Source organism: Streptomyces chartreusis (assembly GCF_008704715.1).
Classification (GTDB): domain Bacteria; phylum Actinomycetota; class Actinomycetes; order Streptomycetales; family Streptomycetaceae; genus Streptomyces; species Streptomyces chartreusis.
Genome location: NZ_CP023689.1, coordinates 7153669 through 7175820, shown reverse-complemented (window position 1 = coordinate 7175820; position 22152 = coordinate 7153669). Strand labels below are relative to the sequence as shown.

Below are 22152 nucleotides of genomic sequence, written 5' to 3'. Positions count from 1 at the left end.
GTAGATCTTTCTTCGCGGGCTCGAGCGAGCATACGGTGCAGCTATGACGAAATTCGAGGTCCGTGCCCCCGCTCCGGCCGACCTGGAGGTCGACCTGGCGTCACTGCTGGGTGACTGCGCGCGGATGGCTCCGCACTGGGCCGCCCCCGACCGTGTCCTTTCCCGTCCGGTCTCTCCGTCACGCATCCACGGGGTGACCGTGCCCTCGAAGTCGGCGCGACTGCTGGACGCGATGTCCGACTACGGCGACTGACCGGGAGGCCGATCGAACTCCGGCAGCCCGATCGGCGCTTTTCAGGGAACCGTGCGCTCCCCCGCTGCGTCCCATCGGCGTCCCCCGTAAAGGGGATGCGGGATACGACCCGGTGGACCGGCCTTTTGACAGGGTCGGGTCAGGGTCCTGGGACATGTGCGCAGCCGAAGGAGCGATGCGGTGAACACCGAGCGACCCGACAACGACGACGCGGGCGCCTCCGGCAAGGACGCGGAGGAGGCACGGGCGGAGCAGCACGCCGCCGACGCCGACGGGCTCGCCGACGAGAGCGGGACGGCAGGCGGAGCTGCTGACGGCGAGGTCGAGGGGACCGGGAAGGCCGACGGGACCGAGTCGGCCGGCGGGACCGACCGGGCCGACGAGGCTGCCGCCGAGGACGAAGGGGCGTCGCGCGACGCGGGCGCCTCGGACGACGCGAGTGCCTCGGGCGAGGAGTCCGCTTCCGGCCAGGAGCCCGCTCTCGGCCAAAAGAGTGCCTCGGCCGACGAGAGCGCCTCGGAGAGTGCCGACGCCGGCCCTGCCGAGCCCGGCTCTCCCGTCCCGCCCGCCGTCGAGGCTCACGACGCCACGCCCACCCACGGGCCGGACGAACTGGACGGCGGTGCACGTCGCCGATCCCCCGCGATCATCGCCTCCGTCGCCGCGGCCGTGCTGCTGGTCGGGGGCGGTGGGGCCTATCTCGCCGCGAACGCGTCCGGTGGTTCGGACGGCGGTACGTCGTCCGGGGCGCCCGGCGGTGAGACTCCCCCGCCGCTGCACCTCGACGGCTACACCGAGGCAGGCGGCGGCACCGGCGGCATCGCGCCCGGGGAGCCCAACCCGTACGGCGCCACCTACAAGGCCGGCGGCGATCTGCCGGACGGGCCCGGGTCGGCGCCGGTGTACCGGGCCGGCGGCGAGGTCGGCGCGGCCGAGGTGGCGCGGCTGGCCGAGGCGCTCGGGGTGGACGGGACGCCGGTGGCGCAGGGTGAGACCTGGAGGGTCGGCGCGTCGGACGGCGCGGGGCCGAGCCTCCAGGTGAACAAGCAGGCGCCGGGGACCTGGACCTTCTACCGTTACGCGCCCGGCACGGACAACTGTCAGAGCACCACCGTGTGCGCGAAGGCCCCCGCCGACCGGGCCGGCGACCCGGTGAGCGAGGACGCCGCGAAGAAGGCCGCCGCGCCGGTACTCAAGGCGATCGGTCAGGACGACGCGAAGCTCGACGCGGGCCAGGTCATGGGCGACCAGCGGGTGGTGAACGCCGATCCGGTGGTCGGCGGACTGCCCACCTACGGCTGGACGACCGGGGTCACCGTGAACGCCCAGGGTGAAGTGGTCGGCGGCAGCGGCCAGTTGAAGGCGCCGGTGAAGACGGACACGTACCCCGTGCTGAGCGCGGAGAAGACGCTCAGGCTGATGAACGCGGCGCCGAAGGCCGACCACCGCATGGGCATCGGGGGCTGCGCCAGCCCCGTACCGCTGAAGGACCGGATGGAGGCGCCCTGCGGTGCGGAGGCGTCGATGCAGGCGTCCGGGTCGACGGGTGCGCCGCCGGAGCAGGACACCATCACCGTGGAGAAGGCCGTGTTCGGGCTGGCCTCGCACTACGTGGACGCCCGGCAGGCGCTGGTGCCGTCGTGGCTGTTCGAGGTGCGGACGCAGGGCGCGCAGGACAGCTTCACGGTGACGTACCCGGCGATCGACCCGAAGTACCTGGACTCGGCCACGCCCTCGCAGGAGCCGTCCGGGCAGCCGAGCCCGCGGCCGACCGGGCCGAAGGACGACTCGACGGCGTCGCCGGTCACCCGGAACGGGGGCGTGGACGCGTACAAGGCCGACGACTCGAAGCTGACCGTCGCCTTCACCGGCGGTGTGTGCGCCGACTACAAGGTGACGGCGAGCGAGAGCGGTGACGAGGTGACCGTCCGGGTGACCGAGACCTCACAGCCGGACGAGGTCTGCATCCTGATCGCCAAGGTGTTCCACAAGACCGTGCAGCTGGACAAGCCGCTCGGGGACCGGAAGGTCGTGGGCACGGACGGTCAGGCGGTTCCGCTGGAGAAGCCCGGCATGCTCCCGGACGCACCGGAGACGTCCGGGGCCCGGTAAGGGTCCTCGGACAAGGAAAGGCGGCGGCCCCGTCGGAGGGGGTCGCCGCCTTTCCGTGTGTCCGGCCTGGATCTGCCGGACATTCGGCTGGGATCAGCTGAAGGAGTCGCCGCAGGCGCAGGAGCCCGTCGCGTTCGGGTTGTCGATCGTGAAGCCCTGCTTCTCGATGGTGTCCACGAAGTCGATGGACGCGCCGCCCAGGTACGGGGCGCTCATGCGGTCGGTGACGACCTTGACGCCGCCGAAGTCCTTGACGACGTCGCCGTCGAGGGAACGCTCGTCGAAGAAGAGCTGGTAGCGCAGACCCGAGCAGCCACCGGGCTGGACGGCCACACGCAGGGCGAGGTCGTCACGGCCTTCCTGGTCGAGCAGGGCCTTCACCTTGGCCGCGGCGGCGTCGCTCAGAACGATGCCGTCGGTGGCGGTGCTGGTCTCGTCCGATACGGACATCTACATCTCTCCCGGGTTGTACGGAGACTGCTTGCCAACCATTGCAACCGGCGGGTCGGCGGATTCATTCCGGGGCCGGATGCTTGTCTTTCGGTCCTTCTTCATGCTCGCACACGGCGCGCGGAGCGGAAAACGCCTCATTCGGGATTGCGCGGGTCGGTCACCGGGATTCACGTCACATCGACACGATGGCCATCGTCAAACTGACGTGAACCGGTTATGATAGATAGCGTCAATCCGACGAGAAGTCGGTGAAGGTGTCCCGCTTGACCCGCCGGGACCGGATCCTCCGGTCCCGGCGAGCCGCAGAACAGAAAGGGTGCGTGTCGTGACCACCGCCCAGACCCAGGAGCTCGACGTACAGCCGACGCCCCTCGCCCTGCTGCTCCTCGGCCGTGAGGCCGACCCGAGGAGCGAGCGTGGCGTCGAGTGCCCCGGCGACCTGCCCTCGCCGTCCGACCCGGACCTGGTCGAGCGTGCCCGCGCCGCCAAGGAGAAGCTCGGCAACAAGGTCTTCGTGCTCGGCCACCACTACCAGCGCGACGAGGTCATCCAGTTCGCGGACGTGACCGGTGACTCGTTCAAGCTCGCCCGGGACGCGGCCGCGCGCCCGGAGGCCGAGTACATCGTGTTCTGCGGTGTGCACTTCATGGCGGAGTCGGCGGACATCCTGACCTCCGACGACCAGAAGGTCGTCCTGCCCGACCTCGCCGCCGGCTGCTCGATGGCCGACATGGCGACGGCCGAGCAGGTCGCCGAGTGCTGGGACGTGCTGACCGACGCCGGCATAGCCGAGCAGGTCGTGCCGGTGTCGTACATGAACTCGTCCGCCGACATCAAGGCGTTCACGGGCAAGCACGGCGGCACGATCTGCACCTCATCCAACGCCAAGCGCGCGCTGGACTGGGCCTTCGAGCAGGGCGAGAAGGTGCTCTTCCTGCCGGACCAGCACCTCGGCCGCAACACCGCCGTCAGGGACATGGGCATGTCCCTGGAGGACTGCGTCCTGTACAACCCGCACAAGCCGAACGGCGGGCTGACCGCCGACGAGCTGCGCGCCGCGAAGATGATCCTGTGGCGCGGCCACTGCTCGGTGCACGGCCGCTTCAGCCTGGACTCGGTGAACGACGTGCGCGAGCGCATCCCGGGGGTGAACGTCCTGGTCCACCCCGAGTGCAGGCACGAGGTCGTGGCCGCGGCGGATTACGTCGGTTCGACGGAGTACATCATCAAGGCCCTGGAGGCCGCCCCGGCCGGCTCCAAGTGGGCCATCGGCACGGAGCTGAACCTGGTCCGCCGGCTGGCGAACCGTTTCGCGCCCGAGGGCAAGGAGATCGTCTTCCTCGACAAGACGGTCTGCTTCTGCTCGACCATGAACCGCATCGACCTGCCGCACCTGGTCTGGGCGCTGGAGTCGCTGGCCGAGGGCAACCTGGTCAACCGGATCGAGGTCGACAAGGAGACCGAGGCGTTCGCGAAGCTGGCGCTGGAGCGCATGCTGGCGCTGCCGTAGCCCCTGCTCGAAAGGCTCACCCCGACACGGGTTTCCGGTCGGGGTGAGCCGGGTCGAGGGTGAATACGTCGCCGTCCGGGGTGGCGACGACCAGGGCACCCCGGTGCAGCAGCACCTCGGACAGCGACCAGCCCTGGTTGGTCACCCGCTGGGCACGCGGCAGGGTCTCCCACAGCAGCGTGCCCTTCCTGGTGTCGAGGGCGGCGACCCGGCCGCTGGCGCTGGACATGTAGAGCACCCGGGCGCGCGGGTCGTGGGTAATGTCGCTCGGCTGCTCCAGGCTCGTCCGGGTCTGCCATTGCCGTTCTCCCGTCCGGGCCGACACGGCGGTCACCTGGCCGGAGGACGTGGCGAACCACAGGGTGTCGTCCGACAGAGTCGCGTTGCCCTCGAACTCCTCCGCCAGCTTCGTCGTAGTGGTCCTGCCCGTGAACGGATCCAGCAGCCGGATCCGGGAGAACGCCTCCACGCTCTTGTCCTCGACAGGGTCGAGGAAGAGCAGGCCGCCGTCGAACGTCCCGACGAGAGTTCCGTCCCTGGGCACCGTCTGGCGCCGCGCCGAGCCGTCGGCCCGGTCCCACCCCAGGAGCAGCGCTTCCTTGCCACCCGTCAGCTCCGGGACGCACCGGACGTAGGGATCCTCGCCGGCATCCGCCCAGTTGCAGTACAGCCCTGCCGGCAGCGGTGCCGTCCAGCGTTCGGTGCCGGTTCGCGGTGAGCGGGCTGTCACCGAACTGCCGTTGTCGTCAGGGACGATCACCAGGTCGCCGGAAAGGTGCGGGCGGACCTGGAGCGTGTTCACAGCACGGTGCCAGAGCCTCTTTCCGGTCCCCGTGTCGAGGGCGGTCACCGAGACCTCCGCGTCGTCCCCCGTCCCCGGGCGGTACTCCTGCTCGACGACCATCGTGTCGTCGACGACACCTAGGACGGAGAAGATGTACGTCCCTTTGTCCAGGGCGGACGGCACCCCGTCGGCCCGCCAGACGACCCGGCCGGTGAGGGCGTCGATGCGCATGGGCAGGACTCCGTTGCCCGCGCAGTGGACCGCGCCCTCGTACACCTCGCACTCGGGGGTTCGCTCCGGGCCGTAGCCGGCGACATCGGTCACGTCCTTGACGCCCCGCGTGGCGGTGGCGTCCGCCGTCGTCTGCCAGGGCTTCCAGCCGGACGGTAGCGCCGCCCACCGGGAAGGGGCGGCGGTGTCGGCACCAGTCCGGGCGTCGTCGTCCTCGAGCCCAGGCCCCATCAGCAGGTATCCCGTCAGTCCGAGCGCGAGAGCGCCGACCGCACCGGCCGTGGCCCACGCTCGTACCCGGCTCCGGCGCCTAACGGGGGCCGCTTGGTCGGCGGCCGAGGCGGGCCGGGTGCGGACCATGGCCACCTCGTCCGTGCGCAGTGTCACGGTGGCCTGGTCGTCCTCGCCCGACTCGGGCAGCGCGGCCACGAACTCCCGTGCCACTTCGTCCAGTTCGGGCCGGTCCGCGGGGTCCTTGGCCAGGCAGCGTTCCAGGACCGCGTGCAGCGGCTGCGGCACTCCGTCCAGGACGGGGGCGTCATGGACCACCCGGTAGGCGGTGAGGTAGGGGCTGTCGGCGTCGAAGGGGCCCCGGCCCGTCATCGTGAAGACGAGCAGGGCGCCCACGGAGAAGACGTCGGAGGCGGGGCCCACCGAGCGGGCGTCGGTGAGCTGTTCCGGGGACATGAACGGCGGGGTGCCGATCATCTGCCCGGTCTCGGTGAGGGTGTTGTGGTTCTCGGCGGCGCGGGAGATGCCGAAGTCGATGACGCGGGGGCCGTCCTCGGCCATCAGGACGTTGGCGGGCTTGAGGTCGCGATGCACGACGCCCGCCCGGTGGATGTCCCGCAGCGCCTCCACCAGGCCGAGGACCAGCCGCCGCAGTTCGGTGCCCTTGAGCGGGCCCCCGTCGCGGATCCTGGCGGCGAGGGAGGGCCCGGGCACGTACTGGGTCGCCATCCAGGGCCGTACCGCGTCGGCGTCGGCGTCCAGCACCGGGGCGGTGAAGGCGCCGCTGACCTTGCGGACGACCTCGATCTCCTGCCGGAAACGGGCGCGGAAGACGGCGTCCTCGGCGTACTGCGCGTGCACCACCTTGACGGCGACCTCGCGCCCCGAGCGTGCCCTGCCCCGGTAGACGACGCCCATGCCCCCGGACCCGAGCCGGCCGACGAGTCTGTAGCCACCGACCGACTTCGGATCGTCCTTGTGCAGCGGCACGCCCGGTACCCCTCCCCCGTGATGCAGTCCGGGGCTCAGGATACGTAACGCCCGGACGACGATGGCCGGGTCCCGAACCGTGCTTTCCGGTTCGGGACCCGGCCATCGCGGGTCACTCGCTCACGGGGTCACCCGCTCACACGGACGCGGGCTCCGCCTCGTCCGAGGAAGCGTCCTCGGCGTCCTTCGCCGGCTGCTCGGCGAGCCCCGCCTTCTTCGCCCGCTTCGCCGCGCGCTTCTTCGCCCGGCGCTCCTTGCGGAGCTCCAGCATCGCGTAGAGCGTCGGGACGAGGAGGAGGGTCAGCAGGGTGGAGGTGATCAGACCGCCGATCACGACCACGGCCAGCGGCTGGGCGATGAAGCCGCCCTCGCCGGTGACGCCCAGGGCCATGGGCAGCAGGGCGAAGATCGTCGCCAGGGCCGTCATGAGGATCGGGCGCAGCCGGTGCCGGCCGCCCTCGATCACGGCCTCGACGACGCCGTAACCCTGCCCCCGGTACTGGTTGATGAGGTCGATCAGCACGATCGCGTTCGTCACCACGATGCCGATCAGCATCAGCATGCCGATCATCGCGGGGACGCCCATCGGGGTGCCGGTCGCCACCAGGAGGCCGATGGCGCCGGTCGCCGCGAACGGGATCGACACCAGCAGGATCAGCGGCTGGGCCAGCGAGCGGAACGTCGCGACCAGCAGCATGAAGACGATCGCGATGGCCGCGAGCATCGCCAGGCCCAGGTTGACGAACGCCTCGTCCTGGTCCTCGGAGACACCGCCGATCGAGGCCGTCGCGCCCGCCGGGAGGGTCAGCTGATCGATCTTCGACTGGAGGTCCGCGCTGACCGCGCCCGTGTTGTCGCCGGTCGGCTTCGCGGTGACGGTGGCCGCGCGCTGGCCGTCGATCCGGGTCATCGAGACCGGGCCGTCCACCAGCTTCACGTCCGCGATGTCGCCCAGCTTCACCGGGCCGAGGCGCAGGCCCTGAAGCTGCTTCAGGGTCGTCGCCGGCTTCGCCGACCTGATGACGATGTCGCGCTCGGTGTCGTCCAGGGTCGCCTGGGCGGCGGTGTTGCCGCGCACCGCCTGGGCGACGGCGAGACCGAGGGTCTGGTCGTTGAAGCCCGCCGCGGCCGCCTTGTCGTTGGCCTTCACCGAGACGCGGGGCACGCTCTGCGCCAGGTCGCTGGTGACGTCGGTGACGTCGTCCAGTCCGGCGACCGCCTCGCGGACCTGCTCGGACGCCTTGCGCAGCACGTCCCCGTCGGCCGCCTTCACGACGACGCTCAGGTCCTGGGCGCCGAAGCCGTCACCGGCGGCGATCGTGGTGGTGCCGACGCCGTCGAGCTTCTTCAGGCCCGCCTCGATGCGGCCCTGGACGTCGTCGTAGGACGCGGAGTCCTCCAGCATCACCTGGTACGACGCCTGGTTGGTGTCGGTGCCGCCGCCGAAGGCCGCCATGAAGCCGGACGAGCCGATGGTGACCTGGTAGTCCTTGACGCCCTTGGTGTCGGCGAGCAGCCGCTCGACCTTCTTCGCCTGCTCGTCGGTCGCGGCCAGGCTGGTGCCGGGCTTCAACTCCTGCTTGACGGTGAGGACTTCCTGCTCGCCCTGGTCGAAGAAGTTCGTCTTCAGCAGCGGCGCCATGCCGAACGTGCCGACGAGGATGACGATCGCCAGCAGCACACTGGTCAGCCGGCGCCGCGTCGCGAACCGCAGGACGGGGACGTAGATGCGCTGGAGTCTGCTCTTCGCCTCCTTCTCCTCGGCGATCCGGCGTGCCTCGTCGGCGTCCTCCGGGGTGCCCTTCGGGGCGCGCAGGAACCAGTACGACAGGACGGGCACGACCGTCAGCGAGACCAGCAGCGACGCGAGCAGCGCGGCCGTCACGGTCAGGCTGAACGAGCCGAACAGCTCGCCCACCATGCCGCCGACCAGGCCGATCGGCAGGAACACGGCCACTGTGGTGAGCGTCGAGGAGGTCACCGCGCCGGCGACCTCGCGGACCGCCTTGATGATGGCGTCCTCGCGCTCCTCGCCGTAGCCGAGGTGCCGCTTGATGTTCTCCAGGACCACGATCGAGTCGTCGACGACCCGGCCGATGGCGATGGTGAGCGCGCCGAGCGTCAGCATGTTCAGGGAGAGGTCCCTGGTCCACAGGACGATCAGGGCCAGCACGACGGAGAGCGGGATGCTGACCGCGGTGACCAGCGTCGAGCGGATCGACGCCAGGAAGACCAGGATGATCAGCACCGCGAAGAGCAGACCGAGCGCGCCCTCCGTGGTCAGACCGTCGATGGACTTCTTCACGGCCGGGCCCTGGTCGCTGACCACGGTGACCGTGGCGTCCGAGCCGAGGTCCTTGCGGATCTCCGGGAGCTTGTCCTCGACGGCGTCCGAGATGGCGACCGCGCTGCCGTCGCGGTCCATGGTGACCGCGACCGCGAGGGACGGCTTGCCGTCGGTGCGGGTGATGGAGTCGGCCGGGGCCTGCTCCTGCTTCACGGAGGCGACCGAGCCGAGGCGGACCGGCTTGCCGGCGCCCGGCTCGCCGCTCACCATCAGGTCCTCGATCTGCTGGATCGAGGTGAAGCCGCCGCCGACCTGGACGGTGCGGTTGCTGCCGTCCTCGTCGAAGGAGCCGGCCGGCACGGTGGCGCCGCCCGCCTGGAGGGCCTGGGAGACGGACTGCGCGGTCAGGCCGGCCTTCGCCAGCTTGGCGTCGTTCGGCGTGATCGTGACCTGGAGGTCGCGCACACCGTCGACGGTGACCTGGCCGACGCCGTCGATGTCCTTCAGGTCCGGCACCAGGGTGCGGTCGAGCTGGTCGGCCAGGGCCTGCTGGTCCTTGCCGGAGGTGACGGCGAGGACGACGGTCGGGATGTCGTCCGTGGAGCCGGCGATGACCTGCGGGTCCACGTCGTCGGGCAGCTGGATCCGGGCCCGGTTGACGGCCTGCTGGACGTCGGCGACGAGCTGCTGGGTGTCGGGGCCGTAGTCGAAGGACGCCATGATCACGGCGTTGCCCTCGCTGGCGGTGGAGGTGACGCCGGTGATGCCGTCGACGGCTTCGAGGCTGTCCTCGATCGGCTCGACGACCTGCTTCTCGACCACGTCCGGCGACGCGCCCTGGTACGGCGCGAGGACGGACACCATGGGCAGTTCGATGGAGGGCAGGAGCTGCTGCTTGAGCTGAGGGATCGCGATCGCGCCGAAGGCGATCGCGATGATCGAGATCAGGCCTATCAGGGCGCGTTGGGCGAGGCTGAATCGGGACAGCCAGGACATGGGTGAGGGTCTCTCTTCTGTGAGCGGCAGAAGCGGGCAGCTCCCGCCCCTACACCCTCAGCCATCGGCAAGCCCCGTTTCGTAGGCCCCAGGTCCATTTCCTTATACGGCGCATACTCCGGGCGCAGTATGCGCGGCCGGGTTCACTCCACCCTTGGACGTACCAGCCCCGACTCGTACGCGATCACCACGAGCTGGGCCCGGTCGCGGGCGCCGAGCTTGGACATGGCCCGGTTGACGTGCGTCTTCACGGTCAGCGGGCTGACCTCCAGGCGCTCGGCGATCTCGTCGTTGGAGTGTCCGCCGGCGACCTGGACCAGGACCTCGCGCTCGCGGCCGGTGAGGGCGTCGAGCCGCTCGGCGCGCGCCGGGTCGCGGTCGTCGTCCGCGCCGTCGCCCTGGGCGAGGAAGCGGGCGATCAGGCCCTTGGTGGCGGCCGGCGAGAGCAGCGCCTCGCCGCCGGCCGCGACGCGGATGGCGCTGAGGAGTTCGTCGGGTTCGGAGCCCTTGCCGAGGAATCCGGAGGCTCCCGCGCGCAGGGACTGCACGACGTAGTCGTCGACCTCGAAGGTGGTGAGGATGACGACGCGGACGTGGGCGAGGGCCGGGTCGGCGCTGATCATGCGGGTGGCGGCGAGGCCGTCGGTGCCGGGCATCCGGATGTCCATCAGGACGACGTCGGCGCCGCGCTCCTTGGCAAGGCGCACCGCCTCGGCACCGTCGGACGCCTCGCCGACGACCTCCATGTCGGGCTCGGAGTCGACCAGCACCCGGAAGGCGCTGCGCAGCAGGGCCTGGTCGTCGGCGAGCAGGACGCGGATGGTCATGCGGAGTCCTCAGCGGTTCACGGGGCGGACGGCTTGCTGATACGACAACTGCCGCGGGGGGCTCCTGAGTTCCGCGGCGTCGTCATACGGCGTCCTCGGCGGCGCGGGTACGGCTCTTGACCGGCAGGATCGCATGGACGCGGAAGCCGCCGCCGTAGCGCGGGCCGGTGGTGAGGGTGCCACGCAGGGCGGTGACGCGCTCGCGCATGCCGAGCAGGCCGTGGCCGCCGCCCTCGACGGTGTCGTCGTCGCCGGCGCCGTCGTCGAGGACGGTGATCTCGACGTTCGGCCCGACGCGCACGACGCTCACCTCGGCCTTGGCGGCCGTGCCCGCGTGCTTCTGCACATTGGTGAGCGCCTCCTGGATGACCCGGTAGGCGGCCAGGTCCACGGCGGCCGGGAGGGTGGTGCCCTGGTCGGTGCGGGCGACCTCGACGGGGAGGCCGGCGCTGCGGAAGGTGCCCGCGAGTTCGTCGAGGCGGTCGAGGCCGGGGGCGGGTTCGGTGGGCGCCTCCGGGTCGCCGGACTGCCGCAGCAGACCGACGGTGGCCCGCAGTTCGTTCAGCGCGGAGCGGCTCGCCTCGCGCACGTGGGCGAGGGCCTCCTTGGCCTGGTCGGGCCGCCGGTCCATGACGTGGGCGGCGACGCCTGCCTGCACGTTGACCAGGGCTATGTGGTGGGCGACGACGTCGTGCAGGTCCCGGGCGATGCGCAGCCGCTCCTCGGCGACGCGACGGCGGGCCTCCTCCTCGCGGGTGCGCTCGGCCCGCTCGGCGCGCTCGCGGATGGCGGCGACGACGGCTCGGCGGCTGCGGACCGCGTCGCCCGCGGTGGCGCCGATGCCGGTCCAGGCGAAGATCGCGAGGTTCTCCTGGGCGTACCAGGGCAGCGGTCCTGCGAGCATCGCCGCGCCGGTCAGCACGGTGATGGTGAGCAGGCCGACGCGCCAGGTGGTGGTGCGGTCGGTGGTCGAGGCGACGGTGTAGAGGGCGATGACCGCGGACATGGCGACCGGGGCGCGGGGGTCACCGGTGACGGACTCCACGAGGGAGACCGCGCCGGTCAGGGCGAGCACCGTCATGGGGGCGCGGCGGCGGAAGGCCAGGGCCGCGGAGCCGAGGGTGATGAGCAGGAGGCTGAGCACGTCCGGGGTGCGCAGGGCCCAGGTGACGCCGCTCTTCCCGTGCGGGTCCACGAACGAGCCGGCCACCATGCACGCCAGCACACCGACCGCCAGCGCCGTGTCCAGCGCCATGGGGTGTGCTTTGAGGTGCCGCCTGGCGCGTTCGAGGGTGCTCACGCTGAATTACGGTACGGCGTCGCTGCGGGGCTTGGAACGGGGGTGGACTTGAGGTTCCGCACGATTCGAACGCGGCGTCGCGGCCCGGGCTGATTCACCTATCCCGGAATCAGACCGTCGTCGCTGAGGAGCTCCCGGACCTCTTCGAGGGTCGCGTCCGAGGACGGCAGGATCAGTTCCGACGGTTCGAGGGAGTCGTCGGGCAGGGGCGTGCCCAGTTCGCGGACCTTGGACAGGAGAGCGGTGAGGGTGCGGCGGAAGCCGGGGCCGTCGCCGTTCTCCATCTCCACGAGGAGCTCGTCGTCGAGCTTGTTGAGCTCGGGCAGGTGGCTGTCGGACAGCTTCACCTGCCCCTCACCCATGATCCGGACGATCATGTCGCCCATCGCGCCCTCCTAGGCGTGGGCCCCGGCCGTCGGCTACTGCTTGTCGAAGCGCGGGGTGTCCTGCGGCTGCTGCTGGGACTGCTGGCCCGAGCCGCCCTCGATGGCCTGCTGGCCGCCCGACGGGCCGCCCGCCAGCTCCGCCTTCATGCGCTGCAGTTCCAGCTCTACATCCGTACCACCGGAGAGCCGGTCCAGCTCGGCCTGGATGTCGTCCTTGTGCATGCCCGACTGGTCGTCCAGGGCACCGGAGGCGAGCAGCTCGTCGATGGCGCCGGCGCGGGCCTGGAGCTGGGCCGTCTTGTCCTCGGCCCGCTGGATCGCCAGGCCGACGTCGCCCATCTCCTCGGAGATGCCGGAGAACGCCTCGCCGATCCGGGTCTGGGCCTGGGCCGCGGTGTACGTGGCCTTGATCGTCTCCTTCTTGGTGCGGAAGGCGTCGACCTTGGCCTGGAGCCGCTGGGCCGCGAGGGTGAGCTTCTCCTCCTCGCCCTGCAAGGTCGCGTGCTGGGTCTCCAGGTCCGTCACCTGCTGCTGGAGGGCGGCGCGGCGCGAGAGCGCCTCGCGGGCCAGGTCCTCGCGGCCCAGCGCGAGCGCCTTGCGGCCCTGGTCCTCCAGCTTCGACGACTGCTGCTGCAGCTGGTTCAGCTGGAGCTCCAGACGCTTGCGCGACGTGGCGACGTCGGCGACGCCGCGGCGCACCTTCTGGAGCAGCTCCAGCTGCTTCTGGTACGAGTAATCGAGGGTCTCGCGCGGGTCCTCGGCCCGATCAAGGGCCTTGTTCGCCTTCGCGCGGAAGATCATCCCCATACGCTTCATGACACCGCTCATGGGCTTCGCGCGCCCCCTTCTGACGTCCAGCTCCAGCTCTGCGACAGAACCCACAGTACGGGCCCTGCATCCATTGACGCACTGTTCGGGGACGGATGCGCTCATCCCCAAGGACGACTGCGTACGATCGCGCTCCGGCGTAAGGAGTAGGTGACTCCCGGGTGCCCACCCGGTGCCGCCCACGTGCCTCCCCCGTGGCCGCCGGACGAACCGTCTGCGACGTCCCCTCTGTCCCCTTACGACGACTGGTGTTGCCGGATCGTTCCCCACGGGGCTGGGGTCCAACCCCGGGCACCCCGTACCCTTGGGTTTTGTGTTCCGTAGCCGTGCGAAGGAAGAGAAGGCCCAGACCGCCGACAAGGCGCTGGTGACCGACTCCAATGAGACCCGTCACCCCGAGGCCCCGAAGGGCCGGCCCACGCCCAAGCGCAGTGCGGCCCAGTCCCAGCGTCGCAGCGTGGCCAACACGCCGACGACGCGCAAGGAGGCCGCCAAGCGCGGACGCGAAGAGCGCCGTGCCGCCATGGAGAAGCAGCGCAACGCGCTGGCCGGGGGCGACGAGCGGTACCTGCCGGCCCGTGACAAGGGTCCGGTCCGCAAGTTCGCGCGTGACTTCATCGACTCGCGTTTCAACATCGCGGAGTTCTTCCTGCCGATGGCCGTGGTCATCCTCGTGCTGAGCATCGTGCAGGTGCCCGCGTTGCAGAACATCGCGCTGCTGCTGTGGCTGATCGTGATCGTCCTCATCGTGCTGGACTCGGTCGTCACCGGCTTCCGGATCAAGAAGCGGCTCGCGGAGCGCTTCCCCGACGACAACAAGCGCGGCGCCGTCGCCTACGCGCTGATGCGCTCGCTCCAGATGCGCCGGCTCCGGCTGCCGAAGCCGCAGGTCAAGCGCGGAGAGCGGCCCTGAGCGCTGCCGCTGTCCCCGGGGGTGCGGCCGAGGCCCTGATCGATGGGCCGGGTGGGCTGCGTGAATTCGTACGACAGGAGCTGGTGGCCCGGCAGCTCGACGAGCAGATAGCGGGACGTTTCCCGGTCGGGCAGCGGCTGCGGGTGCTCGACGTCGGGATGGGCGGGGGCGCTCAGGCGCTTCGGCTGGCCCGCGCCGGGCACCAGGTGACCGGTGTCGAGCAGGACGCGACGCTGATCTCCGCGGCCCGTGCGGAGCTGGCCGGTGAGCCGGAGGGGATCCGGGAGCGGGTGCGGCTCGTCCAGAGCGACGGGCGGGACACCGGCGTCCACTTCCTGCCGGGCAGCTTCGACGTCGTGCTGTGCCACGGCGTGCTGATGCACATCGAGGAGCCCGATCCGATGCTGGCCGGGCTGGCCCGGATGCTCGCGCCGGGCGGTCTGCTCTCGCTGCTCGTGTGCAACGGCGACGCGCTCGCGATGCGGCCCGGCCTGTCCGGGGACTGGTCCGGGGCACTGTCCGCCTTCGACGCCACCGCCCATCTGCCCCATCCGCGGGTGACCTCGGACGACGGCGGGAGCCCGGTGCGGCCCGGGGGCGACGTACGGGCCGACCGGCTGTCGGACCTGACGGCGACGCTCGCGGGGATCGGGGCGCCGCTGCACGCCTGGTACGGCGTGCGGGTGTTCACCGACACGGCGGCGGACGGGGCCGGGGTCCCGGCGGACGTCGAGGCGCTGCTGGCGGTCGAGGAGCGGGCCGGGAAGGCCGATCCGTATCGGAGCGTTGCGGCGCTGCTGCATCTGTGCGGGGTCCGCGGCTGACCCCGTTCGGGTGAGCAGCACGCGCCGGTCGCCCGCCCCGCGGTGAGACTCGGGGCATGGATGCTCGCCGTTTGCGGACCCGGCGTCCGGTCGTCGCGGTCCTCGCCCTCCTGTGCTGCCTCGGCCTCCTGTCAGCCTGTTCGTCCTCCCCCTTCTCCTCGTCGTCGCGTGAGGAGGGGGATTCGACGACCCAGGCCGCCCTGCCGAGGGCGCTCCGGGCGGTGGACGACCTCCAGGACGGCTATCTGAAGGTGATCAGGAACGTGCTGCCGTCGGTCGTGCAGATCCAGGGCAGACGTGATCTGGGGTCGGGCGTGGTCTACGACGACCAGGGGCACATCGTCACCAACGCGCACGTCGTCGGCGACGAGAAGACCTTCCGCGTGACGACCGCCGGCAGCGAGAAGGAGTTCACCGCCCAGCTGGTGTCCTCCTATCCGCAGCAGGACCTCGCCGTGGTCAAGCTCCAGGACCCGCCGGACGGGCTGAAGGCGGCGAAGTTCGGGGACTCCTCGAAGGTCGAGGTGGGGCAGATCGTGCTGGCGATGGGCTCGCCGCTCGGGCTGTCGTCCAGCGTGACGCAGGGCATCGTCTCGGCGACCGGACGGACCGTCACCGAGGGCGGCGACGGCACCACGGGCGCGACGATCGCCAACATGGTGCAGACGTCGGCGGCCATCAACCCCGGCAACAGCGGTGGCGCCCTGGTGAACCTGGACAGCGAGGTCATCGGCGTGCCGACGCTGGCCGCCGTGGACCCGGACGTCGGGGACAGCGCGGCGCCCGGCATCGGGTTCGCGATCCCGGCGTCGACGGTGCGCAACATCGCCGACCAGATCATCGAGGACGGCCGGGTCACCGACTCGGGCCGGGCCGCGCTCGGCATCACCGGCCGTACCGTCGTGAACGACGCCTATCAGGCGGCCGGTGTGGCCGTGGTCGAGGTGGAGGAGGGCGGGGCGGCCGACGAGGCCGGTCTGCAGCCCGGGGACATCATCACCCGGCTGGGGGACACGGACATCACGACCATCACCTCGCTGTCCGAGGCACTGGCCGACGAGAAGCCGGGAGACCGGACGACGGTGACGTACACCCGCGACGGTGACCGGAAGAAGGCCGATGTGACGCTGGGCGAACAGTGACGGGGGCGAAGGGGTGTGCCCCTCGCCCCCCGTCCGGTCACGCCTCGGCGTGCAGGCTCATCGGCCCGTAGATCTCGGTGGCGTCCTCGAACAGCCGCACCTGGTCCGCGCCGCCCTCCTGAAGTGCCTTCCAGTGCTCCCCGATCCAGGATTCCGCGTCCCCCTGGGTGGTGAACTCCTCGGGCTGCACCGCGGGCTGGATCTCCGCCCCGTCGGCCTTCTCGAACCGCCACGTCCATGCCGCCATGTACGCCTCCAAGGTGTCAGCACGTTGAGTGCACCAGCGTATGCGGTTCGTGTGCGTCTGCTCCTTAGGGGGCCTCCATCACGCGGGACGAGCGGCGAGCGGCGAAAATCAGTGCGTGGAACTGACTCTCCTCGGCACCGGTGCCCCCGCGGGACTCCCCCGCCCCGACTGTCCGTGCGCTGCGTGTGCCAGTGCGCTAGGTGGTGACGCCCGGGCGGCCACCGCGCTGCTCGTGGACGGGGCGCTGCTGCTCGATCTGACGCCCGGGGCGGCGTTCGCGGCGGCGCGCGCCGGCCGTTCGCTGGGCAACGTACGGCAGGTGCTGCTGTCGCATCCGCACGACGGGCCCGCCGTCGAGGTGCCGGCCGGGCTGCCGCAGCCCGGGCGGGTGCCGGACGGGCGGGAGTTGGCGCTGCTGACGGGGCATCGGGTGCGGGCGGTGGCGATGGACGCGCCGGGCACCGGGTACGCGGTGACCGGGCCGGACGGGCAGCGGCTGCTGTACCTGCCGCCCGGGGGCGCGCCGGCCGGGCTGGAGAACGGCGCCGACGGGATGTACGACATGGTCGTCGCCGATGTGGTGGGGCGGCCGGACGCCCTGGCCAAGCTGCGGGCGGTGGGGGCCGTGGGGCCCACGACTGACGTCATCGCCGTCCATCTGGACCATGACGCGGCGCCGGGCGCGGAGTTGCGGCGCCGGCTGGCCGCGGCGGGCGCGCGGGCGGTGCCGGACGGGACGACGCTGGAAGTGGGGGCGTACGAGGACGTGCCGGACGTGCCGCGGCGGACCCTGGTGGTGGGCGGCGCCCGGTCGGGCAAGTCCGTCGAGGCGGAACGGCGGCTGGAGTCCTTCCCGGACGTGCTGTACGTCGCGACCGGCGGCACGCGGGGCGGGGACAACGAGTGGGCGGAGCGGGTGGCCGTGCACCGGGAGCGGCGGCCGGGGTCGTGGCGTACGGCGGAGACGTGCGACCTGGTGCCGCTCCTCTCCGAGGACGGGGCGCCGTTGCTGATCGACTGTCTGTCCCTGTGGCTGACGGACGCGATGGACTCCGTCGGGGCGTGGGACGACGCGGTGTGGGCGGAGGGTGGGGAGCGGGCGCTGCGGGATCGCGTGCGCGGGCTCACGGAGGCGGTGCGGGCCACTAGGCGGACCGTTGTCGCCGTGTCGAACGAGGTGGGGTCGGGGATCGTGCCGGCCACGGCGTCGGGGCGGCGGTATCGGGACGAGCTCGGGCGGTTGAACGCCGCGTTCGCGGGTGAGTGCGAGCAGGTTGTTCTGGTGGTGGCGGGGCAGGCGGTTGTGCTGCGCGGATGAGAGTGCGGCGGATTGGTGTATTGCGCGTAACTCAGGTCGGTTCCTTGCGGGCGATGACTCGGTAGGCGTTCGAGTAGCGGGTGGCCCGCAGGAGTGGGGCCAGGAGGTGGTCCAGGGTCCAGGCGGCGGCCACCAGGGGGGAGCCCAGGGGCGACAGCAGGCCCGGCAGCAGGTACGACAACACCAGCGAGGTCGCGGCCGCGAGGTCGTAGGGGATGTGGGCGGTGCGGTGGCCCGTCGCGACGATCGTGCAGCCCTGGGCGCGGAGTTCGTCGCACAGGGTCTCCATGGGCAGCAGGTGCAGATGGCCCGGAGGGCTGTGCGGGACCCAGAGTCTGCCGAGCAGGCCGGCGAACAGGCAGCGGGGGTTGGGCAGTTCGAGGAGGAGATGGCCGCCCGGGCGCAGGACCGTGAGGGCGGCGCGCAGTTCCTCGCGGGGGTCGGGGGCGTGTTCCAGGTGGCGGAACATGCTGACGACGTCGTAGCGGGCGCGCAGGCGGGCGGTGACGCGCGGGTCGGTGAGGCTGCCGACGTGGGCCTCCTCGACCCGCTCGGCCACCCGTCCGTGCAGGACCCGGTAGGTCGGGTCCAGGCCGTCGAACGCCGTGTAGGGGAAGACCTCCTTCGCCGTCTCCGGGAAGCGGGCGTAACCCGTGCCGACATCCAGCCAGCTCTCCGGCTCGGGGAGGGGGAGCGCCACGCGGGCCGCGGCGCGCAGCCGGCGCGGGCCGCGCCGGGTGAGTCCCAGGTGGCGCGGGACGTAGGTGTGCTCCCGGCACCCGGCGGGGGTGAACGCGCAGTCGGCGCGGGGGCGTTCGGGGGGTGCGGTCGCGGTCATGGCGGCTCCCGGGCGTGGGGGCGTACGAGAGGGGCGTACGGCACAGGCGGTGCGAGACGGTCCGAGCATGCCCCGACAATCCACTGCAAAACGGAACGTATGGGATGAGGATCTAGGGTGCAACGACGTCGCGTGGATACGGGGGTGACGTGGCGAACCTCGTGGTGGCCATGTGGCGCCGTTCTGTTCGACCGGTGCCGGTACTGTTCGGCGAATGAGCTCGCTTAATCTCGACGACTTCTCCGACCTGATCGAGCGCCCCGACGGTGGGGTGCGCCGTGACGCCGAGGCCCGCCGTGAGCGTCAGATCGTGCCGCCCGGTGCGCTGGGCCGCCTCGACGAACTGGGCGAGTGGCTGTCGGCGGCGCAGTCCGCGGTGCCGGTGCGGCCGATCGAACAGCCGCGGGTCGTGCTGTTCGCCGGCGATCACGGCATCGCGGAGCTGGGCGTGTCGGCGCGGCCCGCGGGCGGCGCCGGGGAGTTGGTGCGGGAGATCCTGGCGGGCGGCCGGCCCGTGTCGGTGCTCGCGCGGCGGCTCGGGGTTCCGGTGCGGGTCGTCGACATGTCGCTGGACTGCGACCCGGAGTCGCTGCCGGAGACGGTCGTACGGCATCGGGTGCGGCGCGGCAGCGGCCGTATCGACATCGAGGACGCACTGACGCTCGAGGAGGCCGAGGCGGCCTTCCGGGCCGGCGTCGCGGTGGCCGACGAGGAGGCCGACTCCGGTACGGATCTGGTGGTGCTCGGCGATGTGAGCGTCGGCGGGACCACGGCCGCGGGGGTGCTGGTCGCCGCGCTGTGCGGGACCGACGCGTCCGTGGTGACCGGGCGGGGCGGCCTCGCCATCGACGACCTCGTATGGATGCGCAAGTGCGCGGCGATCCGGGACGCGCTGCGGCGGGCCCGGCCGGTGCTCGGGGACCAGCTCCAGCTGCTGGCGACGGTGGGCGGGGCCGACCTCGCCGCGATCACCGGGTTCCTGCTCCAGAGCGCGGTGCGCAAGCTCCCCGTGGTGCTGGACGGCGTCGTCGTGGCCGCCTGCGCGCTGGTGGGCCAGCGGATCGCGTTCCGGGCGCCGGACTGGTGGCTGGCCGCGCACGACAGCGGGGAGCCGGGTCAGGCGAAGGCGCTGGACCGGATGGCCCTGGAGCCGGTGCTCGACCACGCTGTGCGGGTGGGCGAGGGGGCCGGGGGTCTGCTCGCACTGCCGACGGTCCAGGCCGCCGCGGCACTGGCGGCGGAGCTGCCGGAGAAGCCGGAGGAGGCGGAAGAGCTGGAGGAGCCGGTGAAGCCGGAGGACTCCGAGGCGCAGGAAGCCGAATAGACGGCCGCAGGCTCAGCGGGACCGGCATCGAGAGTGGACATATGATCACAACTTGTGACAGTTGACACCCTCGGTCGCTGGGCCCGTGCCGAGTGGGGGGCGCTGTACCTCGCCGTACGGGGGGCCGTGGTGGAGCGGCGGTGGCGGGCCGCGCCCATGACCGTCGGGGTCGTGTGTCTGACCGGAGTCACTCAGGTCGTGCAGAACCGGTCCTGGGGTTACCGGATCGTCCAGGATCTCGGCGCCGTACGTGCCGAGGACCCTCTGTGGCTGGCACTCCTGCGGACCCCGCTGTCGCTGTTCGTGCCCGCGCTCGACCTGCCGGTGTGGGGTGCGCTGGCGCAGGTCCTGATCGCGTTCGGGATCGCCGAGATGTGCCTGGGCCGGTGGCGCACGCTGGTCATCGCCTACGTCGCGACCCTCGCCGGCACCCTGTACGCGCGCGTGGCCATCGCGATCGGCCCGGACAGCCCGTTCGGGCTGCCCGCCTCGGACGCGCGGGTCGTGGACACCGGGCCGTCGGCGGCCGTCGTGGGGCTGGCCGTGTTCCTCGGCTGGCGGTACGGGGCGTACGTCACGGCCGGTGTGGTGGTCGCGGCGATGGTCGCCGAGGTCGCGCTGAAGCCGAACCTCGCCGGGAAGGAGCACGTCGCGGCCGTCACGGCGGTGCTGGTGCTGTGCGCGGTGTCGGCGGTGCGTCAGCGGCGCTCCAGGGCACGCGCCGGTTCCACGTCGGGGGCGCCGCCGATCCAGTCCTGAAACTTGCGGCTGGGACCGAGCCAGCGCCGGTCGTGGTGGTAGGAGCGCAGCATCGCCTTGGCGCGGGCGCGTGGCCGGCGGCGGTAGAAGCGTTTCGCCCAGGGGGACGTCGGACGGGCCAGCCGGATCGCGCCGAACAGCGCGACGAAGGGGATGATCACCCCGAAGAGCGCGATCTTGGGCTTGCCCTTGAACAGGGCGATCAGGGCGATCAGGAAGTTCACGGCGATCGTGCTGAGCACTGTCCCGCGGTTCTGCATCTCGCTGTCGTTGAGATCGTTCACCCCGAACGGCGCGTAGCCGATCAGGAGCAGGCCGACCAGGGCGATGGTGATCACGACCACCTCGACGCTCTTGCGGCCGTCCTTGGTCCAGTAGACGTCGTCGAGGTGCAGGATCAGCGCGAACTCGTCCATGACCAGACCCGCGCCCACCCCGAAGATCACGGCGGCCGCCGCCGAGCCGAAGCCGCGCTGCCCGCCGGCGACCGCGCAGAAGCCGCCGATGACGGTGAGGACCACTCCGGGGACGACGTGGTGGATGTGGACGGCGCCGGTCTCGATGTTGCGGAAGGGGCCCTTGCCCGCCCGGATGAGACGGGTGATGAGCCGGGTGACGAAGAAGGTGACCACGAACGCGGTCAGGGCGAGGAGCAGCGGGAGCTTGCCCGGTTCGACGATGTTGGTCTGCCACCAGTCACCCATGCTCTCAGTGTCTGCCGGGCAGGGGTGGGCTGCCTGGTGGGAACGACGTCCGGGCTACCCTGCGGGCGTGTCCATGACCCCGCCGCACCTGCACGGTCTCCGTTTCGCCTTCGGCACCCTGAGCGTGATCCCCGTCAGGGTGAGCCGCTGGGACCGGGAGGCGGCACGCGGCGGGATGCTCTGCGCCCCGCTGGTGGGGGTCGTGCTCGGCTGCGGTGCCGCCCTGCTCGCGCTGGTGCTGCTGTTCCTCGGCGCCGGCTCCCTCCTCGCCGCCGTCGCGGCCGCCGCCGTGCCCGCCGCGCTGACCCGTGGGCTGCATCTCGACGGGCTCGCCGACACCGCCGACGGGCTCGGCAGCGGCAAGCCCGCCGAGGACGCCCTGCGGATCATGAAGCAGTCGGACATCGGGCCGTTCGGCGTCATCACGCTCGTGTTCGTGCTGCTCGCGCAGGTGGCCGCGCTGTCGCGGCTGTACGACGACTCATGGGCCCGGGGTGCCCTCGCCACCGTCGTCGCGGCCGTCGCCGCCCGCCTCGCCCTGACCCTCGCCGCCCGGACCGGCGTACCCGCCGCCCGGCCGGAGGGGCTGGGGGCCGCGGTGGCCGGCGTCGTCCCGGTACGGGGTGCGGTGGCCGTCGCCCTGGCCGTGACCGGGGCCGCCGCCGCGGCGGGAGCACTGCTCGGGACGGACGACCTCGCCCGCACCGCCCTCGCGGTCCTCGCCGCACTCGCCGTCGCCGAACTCCTCCTACGGCACTGCACGCGCCGCTTCGGCGGCATCACCGGCGATGTCTTCGGCGGCCTCGCGGAGACGGCGGCGACGACCGCGCTCGTGGTGCTCTCCCTGGGCTGAGCGGGTCGTCGTGCGGTGGCCGGGCCGAGCGAGGCCGGGCCG

The 22152-nt window shown here is 71.8% G+C and carries 20 protein-coding genes; 10 read left to right on the top strand and 10 right to left on the bottom strand.

Features of this window, described 5'->3' with window-relative positions:
* Window positions 1-43 precede the first annotated feature (43 nt).
* Together CP983_RS31545 and CP983_RS44130 are read left to right on the top strand one after the other, a co-directional pair.
* Window positions 44-253 (top strand): hypothetical protein, encoded by a 210-nt coding sequence (locus CP983_RS31545; protein ID WP_030967407.1) that lies wholly within the window; start codon window positions 44-46, stop codon window positions 251-253.
* Window positions 254-433: 180 nt separating this feature from the next.
* Window positions 434-2365 carry a hypothetical protein gene (locus CP983_RS44130; RefSeq protein ID WP_167537792.1) on the top strand — a complete coding sequence of 644 codons (1932 nt, stop codon included), beginning with the start codon at window positions 434-436 and terminating at the stop codon, window positions 2363-2365.
* Window positions 2366-2458: 93 nt separating this feature from the next.
* Here the strand turns inward: CP983_RS44130 and CP983_RS31535 are convergent, their stop codons facing one another.
* Window positions 2459-2815 (bottom strand): iron-sulfur cluster assembly accessory protein, encoded by a 357-nt coding sequence (locus CP983_RS31535; RefSeq protein ID WP_107906994.1) that lies wholly within the window; start codon window positions 2813-2815, stop codon window positions 2459-2461.
* 328 nt (window positions 2816-3143) lie between these two features.
* On the opposite strand from CP983_RS31535, the gene nadA reads away from it, so the two are divergent.
* On the top strand, window positions 3144-4328 hold the full coding sequence (nadA, locus tag CP983_RS31525; protein ID WP_150503359.1) for a quinolinate synthase NadA: 1185 nt from the start codon (window positions 3144-3146) through the stop codon (window positions 4326-4328).
* A 16-nt stretch (window positions 4329-4344) separates the two neighbouring features.
* On the opposite strand, the gene CP983_RS31520 is transcribed toward nadA, so the two are convergent.
* The 6 genes from CP983_RS31520 to CP983_RS31495 all read right to left on the bottom strand — a co-directional run bounded on the left by CP983_RS31520 (window position 4345) and on the right by CP983_RS31495 (window position 13167).
* Window positions 4345-6564 (bottom strand): protein kinase domain-containing protein, encoded by a 2220-nt coding sequence (locus tag CP983_RS31520; RefSeq protein ID WP_150503357.1) that lies wholly within the window; start codon window positions 6562-6564, stop codon window positions 4345-4347.
* Window positions 6565-6700: 136 nt separating this feature from the next.
* The gene (locus CP983_RS31515) at window positions 6701-9847 is read right to left on the bottom strand and encodes an efflux RND transporter permease subunit (RefSeq protein ID WP_150503355.1); all 3147 of its coding nucleotides are present in this window, start codon (window positions 9845-9847) and stop codon (window positions 6701-6703) included.
* A gap of 143 nt (window positions 9848-9990) precedes the next feature.
* Window positions 9991-10674, bottom strand: coding sequence for a response regulator (locus tag CP983_RS31510; RefSeq protein ID WP_125525227.1), 684 nt, complete (start codon window positions 10672-10674; stop codon window positions 9991-9993).
* A gap of 82 nt (window positions 10675-10756) precedes the next feature.
* Complete coding sequence (locus CP983_RS31505) at window positions 10757-11974, bottom strand: sensor histidine kinase (protein WP_150503353.1); 1218 nt, start codon at window positions 11972-11974, stop codon at window positions 10757-10759.
* 98 nt (window positions 11975-12072) lie between these two features.
* Window positions 12073-12351 carry a PspA-associated protein PspAA gene (gene pspAA / locus CP983_RS31500; protein ID WP_107907384.1) on the bottom strand — a complete coding sequence of 93 codons (279 nt, stop codon included), beginning with the start codon at window positions 12349-12351 and terminating at the stop codon, window positions 12073-12075.
* Between the two features lie 42 nt (window positions 12352-12393).
* Entirely contained in the window at window positions 12394-13167 is a 774-nt protein-coding gene (locus CP983_RS31495; protein ID WP_125525242.1) for a PspA/IM30 family protein, read from the bottom strand.
* Between the two features lie 295 nt (window positions 13168-13462).
* Between CP983_RS31495 and CP983_RS31490 the strand changes: the two genes are divergently transcribed.
* The 3 genes from CP983_RS31490 to CP983_RS31480 all read left to right on the top strand — a co-directional run bounded on the left by CP983_RS31490 (window position 13463) and on the right by CP983_RS31480 (window position 16067).
* Window positions 13463-14101 (top strand): DUF3043 domain-containing protein, encoded by a 639-nt coding sequence (locus tag CP983_RS31490; protein ID WP_125525241.1) that lies wholly within the window; start codon window positions 13463-13465, stop codon window positions 14099-14101.
* Window positions 14102-14184: 83 nt separating this feature from the next.
* A complete protein-coding gene (locus tag CP983_RS31485) occupies window positions 14185-14925 on the top strand; it encodes a class I SAM-dependent methyltransferase (protein WP_150503351.1) in 741 nt (246 codons plus the stop codon).
* A 56-nt stretch (window positions 14926-14981) separates the two neighbouring features.
* Entirely contained in the window at window positions 14982-16067 is a 1086-nt protein-coding gene (locus CP983_RS31480; protein ID WP_150503349.1) for a S1C family serine protease, read from the top strand.
* Between the two features lie 37 nt (window positions 16068-16104).
* Here CP983_RS31480 and CP983_RS31475 read toward each other — a convergent pair whose 3' ends face one another.
* Window positions 16105-16314, bottom strand: a complete 210-nt coding sequence (locus CP983_RS31475) for a hypothetical protein (RefSeq protein ID WP_030967709.1) — start codon at window positions 16312-16314, stop codon at window positions 16105-16107.
* Between the two features lie 115 nt (window positions 16315-16429).
* On the opposite strand from CP983_RS31475, the gene CP983_RS31470 reads away from it, so the two are divergent.
* Window positions 16430-17632 carry a bifunctional adenosylcobinamide kinase/adenosylcobinamide-phosphate guanylyltransferase gene (locus CP983_RS31470; RefSeq protein WP_163017015.1) on the top strand — a complete coding sequence of 401 codons (1203 nt, stop codon included), beginning with the start codon at window positions 16430-16432 and terminating at the stop codon, window positions 17630-17632.
* Between the two features lie 31 nt (window positions 17633-17663).
* Here CP983_RS31470 and CP983_RS31465 read toward each other — a convergent pair whose 3' ends face one another.
* Window positions 17664-18470, bottom strand: coding sequence for a class I SAM-dependent methyltransferase (locus CP983_RS31465; protein ID WP_150503347.1), 807 nt, complete (start codon window positions 18468-18470; stop codon window positions 17664-17666).
* A gap of 214 nt (window positions 18471-18684) precedes the next feature.
* On the opposite strand from CP983_RS31465, the gene cobT reads away from it, so the two are divergent.
* Together cobT and CP983_RS44495 are read left to right on the top strand one after the other, a co-directional pair.
* A complete protein-coding gene (cobT, locus tag CP983_RS31460) occupies window positions 18685-19794 on the top strand; it encodes a nicotinate-nucleotide--dimethylbenzimidazole phosphoribosyltransferase (protein WP_150503346.1) in 1110 nt (369 codons plus the stop codon).
* Between the two features lie 54 nt (window positions 19795-19848).
* Window positions 19849-20553 (top strand): hypothetical protein, encoded by a 705-nt coding sequence (locus CP983_RS44495; RefSeq protein WP_189748616.1) that lies wholly within the window; start codon window positions 19849-19851, stop codon window positions 20551-20553.
* Here the strand turns inward: CP983_RS44495 and CP983_RS31450 are convergent.
* Window positions 20493-21257, bottom strand: a complete 765-nt coding sequence (locus tag CP983_RS31450) for a hypothetical protein (protein ID WP_107906985.1) — start codon at window positions 21255-21257, stop codon at window positions 20493-20495. The genes CP983_RS44495 and CP983_RS31450 overlap by 61 nt on opposite strands.
* A 73-nt stretch (window positions 21258-21330) precedes the next feature.
* On the opposite strand from CP983_RS31450, the gene CP983_RS31445 reads away from it, so the two are divergent.
* Window positions 21331-22110 (top strand): adenosylcobinamide-GDP ribazoletransferase, encoded by a 780-nt coding sequence (locus tag CP983_RS31445; protein ID WP_150507000.1) that lies wholly within the window; start codon window positions 21331-21333, stop codon window positions 22108-22110.
* Window positions 22111-22152 lie beyond the last annotated feature (42 nt).